General features: G+C 72.2%; 3 protein-coding genes and 1 pseudogene. All 4 read right to left on the bottom strand.

Features of this window, described 5'->3' with window-relative positions; genetic code table 11:
• Positions 1–410, bottom strand: a pseudogene (locus tag Q0Q23_RS19840) (L-arabinose isomerase); the annotation flags it as partial.
• Positions 410–1,114 carry an L-ribulose-5-phosphate 4-epimerase gene (locus Q0Q23_RS19835; RefSeq protein ID WP_295128463.1) on the bottom strand — a complete coding sequence of 235 codons (705 nt, stop codon included), beginning with the start codon at positions 1,112–1,114 and terminating at the stop codon, positions 410–412. The gene Q0Q23_RS19835 and the pseudogene Q0Q23_RS19840, both read right to left, overlap by 1 nt.
• Positions 1,114–2,778: a xylulokinase gene (locus tag Q0Q23_RS19830; protein WP_295128460.1), complete on the bottom strand. Its 1,665-nt coding sequence runs from the start codon at positions 2,776–2,778 to the stop codon at positions 1,114–1,116. The genes Q0Q23_RS19835 and Q0Q23_RS19830 overlap by 1 nt, the downstream gene beginning before the upstream one ends.
• 123 nt (positions 2,779–2,901) lie before the next feature.
• Positions 2,902–3,903, bottom strand: a complete 1,002-nt coding sequence (locus Q0Q23_RS19825) for a LacI family DNA-binding transcriptional regulator (RefSeq protein ID WP_295128457.1) — start codon at positions 3,901–3,903, stop codon at positions 2,902–2,904.
• Positions 3,904–4,152: the final 249 nt, after the last annotated feature.

Genomic DNA, 4,152 nt, shown 5'->3' with positions numbered 1-4,152 from the left:
AACTCGCGGTCGCCGTGCGCGGCCTGGTTGAGGTTCATGAAGTCGAAGTCGATCTCGCCCCACGGCAGTTCGACGTTCGCCTGCGTGTGGAAGTGCAGCAACGGCTTCTGGAGGGCGTCGAGGCCGGCGATCCACATCTTCGCGGGGCTGAAGGTGTGCATCCACGCGACCAGGCCGATGACGGCGTCGTCGGCGTTGGCCTCCAGCGCGGTGCGGCGGATGGCGTCGGAGTCGGTGAGCACCGGCTTCCAGACCACGCGGACCGGCACGTCGGCGGACGCCCCGAGCTGATCGGCGATGGTGCGCGACTGCTCGGCCACCTGGGCGAGCGTCTCCGGACCGTACAGGTGCTGGCTGCCGGTGAGGAACCAGACCTCGTAGTGATCGAGGGAGGTGCTGAGCTTCGGCATCAGGAGAAGGTTCCTTCCGGGTTCTGTCCGTAGACGTTCTGGTAGCGGTCGAAGAGGCTGTCGACGGCCTCCTGCGGAATCGGGACGAGCTCGCCGCCCTGGCGGGCGATGTGGACGGTGCGCGCCACGTCCTCCGCCATCACGGCCGCCTTGACGGCGTCGCGCGCATCGCGGCCGATCGTGAAGACGCCGTGGTTCTGCATCAGCACCGCACGGCTGCGGTGGCCGCGCAGGGTGGCGACGATGCCGCGGCCGATCGAGTCGTCGCCGATGATGGCGAACGGGCCGACCGGGATCTCCCCGCCGAACTCGTCGGCCATCGCGGTGATGACGCACGGGATCGGCTCGGCGCGCGCAGCCCACGCTGTCGCATACGTGGAGTGGGTGTGGACGACCCCGCCCACCTCCGGGAGGGTGCGGTAGACGTAGGCGTGTGCGGCCGTGTCGCTGGAGGGCGAGCGCTCGGAGCCGATCGAGCCGGGGACCACCGCACCGTCGAGGGTGCAGAGGATCATGTTCTCCGGAGCGAGGTCGTCGTAGTCGACACCGCTCGGCTTGATGACGAAAAGGTCCTCGCCCGGCACCCGCCCGGAGACGTTGCCGCCGGTCCAGACGACGAGGCCGTAGCGCACCAGTTCGGCGTGCAGGGCTGCGACCTGCTCCCGGACACGGCGGACGGCGGGCGTCTCGAGGTCGGTGGTCATCATTGGGCTCCCTTCAGAGCGATGGAGTCGACGGCCGAGCGTTCGGCACCGAGGCCGTCCCGATAGCGGTCGAGGTACGCGGCGAAGCCGGCGACATCGTCGGGGTGCGGCTCGGCCGTCTCGAAGACGAAGCCGCCGAAGACGCGGCGGTGCAGGTACGCGTCGAGCGTCATCCCTTCGCGCGCCGCCTCGAGGTAGGCCGCGAGCACGGCGATGCCCCAGGCGCCGCCCTCCGACGCGGTCTCGGCGACGGAGACGGGGGCGTCCAGCGCGCCGGCCAGGAAACGCTGGGCGACGCCCGCCGTGCGGAACATGCCGCCGTGCGCGAACATCCGGTCGAGGCCGACGCCCTCGCCGTCCAGCACGCGCATGCCCAGCGCGAGCGTGCCGAACACGCCGTAGAGCTGCGCACGCATGAAGTTGCCGAGCGTCAGGCGGCTGTCGGGCGTGCGGACGACGAGCGGGCGGCCTTCTGCCAGGCCGGTGATCGGCTCACCCGCGAGGTAGTTGTACGCCAGGAGGCCTCCCGCGTCGGCCTCGCCGGTCAGCGCCTCCCCGAACAGCGTCTCGAAGACCGCGTCCGCCGCGACCGGGGCTCCGGCCGCCTCGGCGAACCGCCCGAACAGCGCCGCCCAGGCCGACAGTTCGCTCGCTCCGTTGTTGCAGTGCACCATCGCGACCGGATCGCCGGCCGGGGTGGTCACCAGGTCGAGTTCGTGGTGGACGCGCTCGAGCGGGCGCTCCAAGACGACCATCGCGAAGATGCTCGTCCCCGCGCTGACGTTGCCGGTGCGGGGGGCGACGGAGTTCGTGGCGACCATCCCGGTGCCCGCGTCGCCCTCCGGAGGGCAGAGCGGGATGCCGGCCTGGAGCGATCCGGTCGGGTCGAGGAGCGCCGCGCCCTCGGCGGTCAGCTCACCGGCTGCCCCGCCGGCCGCGACGACCTCGGGCAGGAGCTCGACGAGCGCGGGCAGCTCGGCGCGCGTGGCGGCGAGAGCGTCGTAGCGGGCGGCGAGCGTGGCGTCGTAGGTGCCGGTCGCCGCGTCGATCGGGAACATCCCGGACGCGTCGCCGACGCCCAGGACCCGGCGGCCGGTGAGCCTCTCGTGCACGTACCCGGCGAGCGTGGTGATCGAGCGCAGCCGCGCCACATGCGGCTCCCCGTCGAGCACGGCCTGGTGGAGGTGCGCGATCGACCAGCGCAGCGGGATGTTGACGCCGAACAGCTCGCTCAGTTCGGCGCTCGCGGCGCCGGTCGTGGTGTTGCGCCAGGTGCGGAACGGGACCAGCAGCTCGCCGTCGGCGTCGAACGCGAGGTAGCCGTGCATCATCGCGGAGACGCCGATCGCGGCGAAGGTGCGGGGTGCGGCGGAGTGACGCCGGTCGGCGTCGGCGAGGAGATCGGCGTACGCGGCCTGCAGTCCGGACCACACCGCGTCGAGCGAGTAGGTCCACATCCGGTCGACGAACTCGTTCTCCCAGTCGTGGACGCCGACGGCGAGCACGGTCGCGGGGTCGTCGGCGTCGACCAGGCAGGCTTTGATGCGCGTGGAGCCGAACTCGATGCCGAGGGCCGTGCGTCCGGCGAGGATCGCGGCCCGGCCGCGTGTGCCGGGGGCGGCCGTGCCGGATTCGGTGGCTGCGGCGGCGTTGTCGGCGGCCATGGTTCGTCCCACTTCCTTGTGACCGGTCACATTACTTCGAAAGAGCATATCCCATCGCCAAGGGGCGCGTAAACGCCCCTAAAACACGCGCGAAGGGGCATTACGACGCCCTTCGACGCCCCCTCATGCGGAGTCGCGTTGCACCAGCACAGGCGCTACGGGCGCGGCGAACGCGAGCTCCCGCCCCTCGATCAGCGCGACCAGTCGCGCGACGCAGCGGCGGCCCAGTTCGGCGAAGTCCTGACGGATCGTCGTCAGCGGCGGCGCGAAGAAGGCGGCCTCCGGGATGTCGTCGAACCCGACGAGCGCAAGGTCGTCCGGCACCCGCAGCCCCAGCTGCCGCGCCGCATGCAGAACGCCGAGCGCCATCTGGTCGTTCGACGAGAAGATGCCGGTCGGCGCGGATCCCCCGGCCAGCAGTTCCGCCCCGATGGCGGCGCCGGAGGCGGCTGTCCAGTCGCCCTCGCGCGAGACCACCGCCTCCAGGCCGGCCGAGGCGGCCTCGGCGACGAAGCCGTCGCGGCGCGCCCGCGCCTCCGACCAGTCCCCGGGGCCGCTCAGGTGCGCGATGCGTACGTGCCCGCGCTCGATCAGGTGGCGCGTGGCGAGGCGCGCCCCCTCGAACTGGTCCACGAAGACTCCCTCGTCGCCGACGACGCCCGCGCCGTGCAGCGTCACGGACGGCACCGACAGCGACAGCGCGGACATGGCCTCCTGCACCGCTCGCTGCGGAGCGATCACGACCACGCCCTCGACGGACTGGGCGCCGAGATGGTCGAGCGCCGCGGCGAGCTCTGCGCCATCGAGGGAGGCCGCATGCGCCACGGTCACGAAGTAGCCGGCCTCCCGAGCCGCCTGCTCGACCGCGTCGATGCTCGACGCCGGCCCGAACAACGAAGAGGCCGACGACGCCAGCACCCCGATGGTGCGCGAACGCGCGGTGGTCAGCATGCGCGCGGCGCGATTGGGCCGGAAGTTGAGGTCCGCCATCGCGCTCAGCACACGCTCGCGCGTCGCCGGGCGGATGCTCGGATGGTCGTTGAGCACGCGGGACACGGTCTGGCGCGACACGCCGGCCGCCGCCGCGACCTCCCGCACACCCGGTGCCCGCCCGCTCTCGCTCACACGGACACCCTAACGGCCGGGCGCGTGCTCGGCCGTCCCGGCAGAGCGAGGGTTACGCGACGACCGCGCGCTCGGCCGCACAGTCGAAGGGCGCGTAAATGCCCCCATTCCGCGGGTTTAGGGGCGATAAGACGCCCCTCGGGCGGCATGTGCGGGGGCTCAGCCCGTGAGGCGGAGGCCTCTGCACCGCGAGGGGCGCGTAGACGCCCCCATTCCGCGGGTTTAGGGGCGATAAGACGCCCCTCGGGC

Source organism: uncultured Leifsonia sp. (genome assembly GCF_945957465.1).
Taxonomy (GTDB): domain Bacteria; phylum Actinomycetota; class Actinomycetes; order Actinomycetales; family Microbacteriaceae; genus Leifsonia.
This window is presented reverse-complemented; position numbering and strand designations above follow the sequence as displayed.

Bases quoted from the DNA above. Each gene is read 5' to 3' on its own strand.
- Q0Q23_RS19835 (WP_295128463.1), bottom strand. From the start codon at position 1,114: ATGACCACCGACCTCGAGACGCCCGCCGTCCGCCGTGTCCGGGAGCAG.
- Q0Q23_RS19830 (WP_295128460.1), bottom strand. From the start codon at position 2,778: ATGGCCGCCGACAACGCCGCCGCAGCCACCGAATCCGGCACGGCCGCC.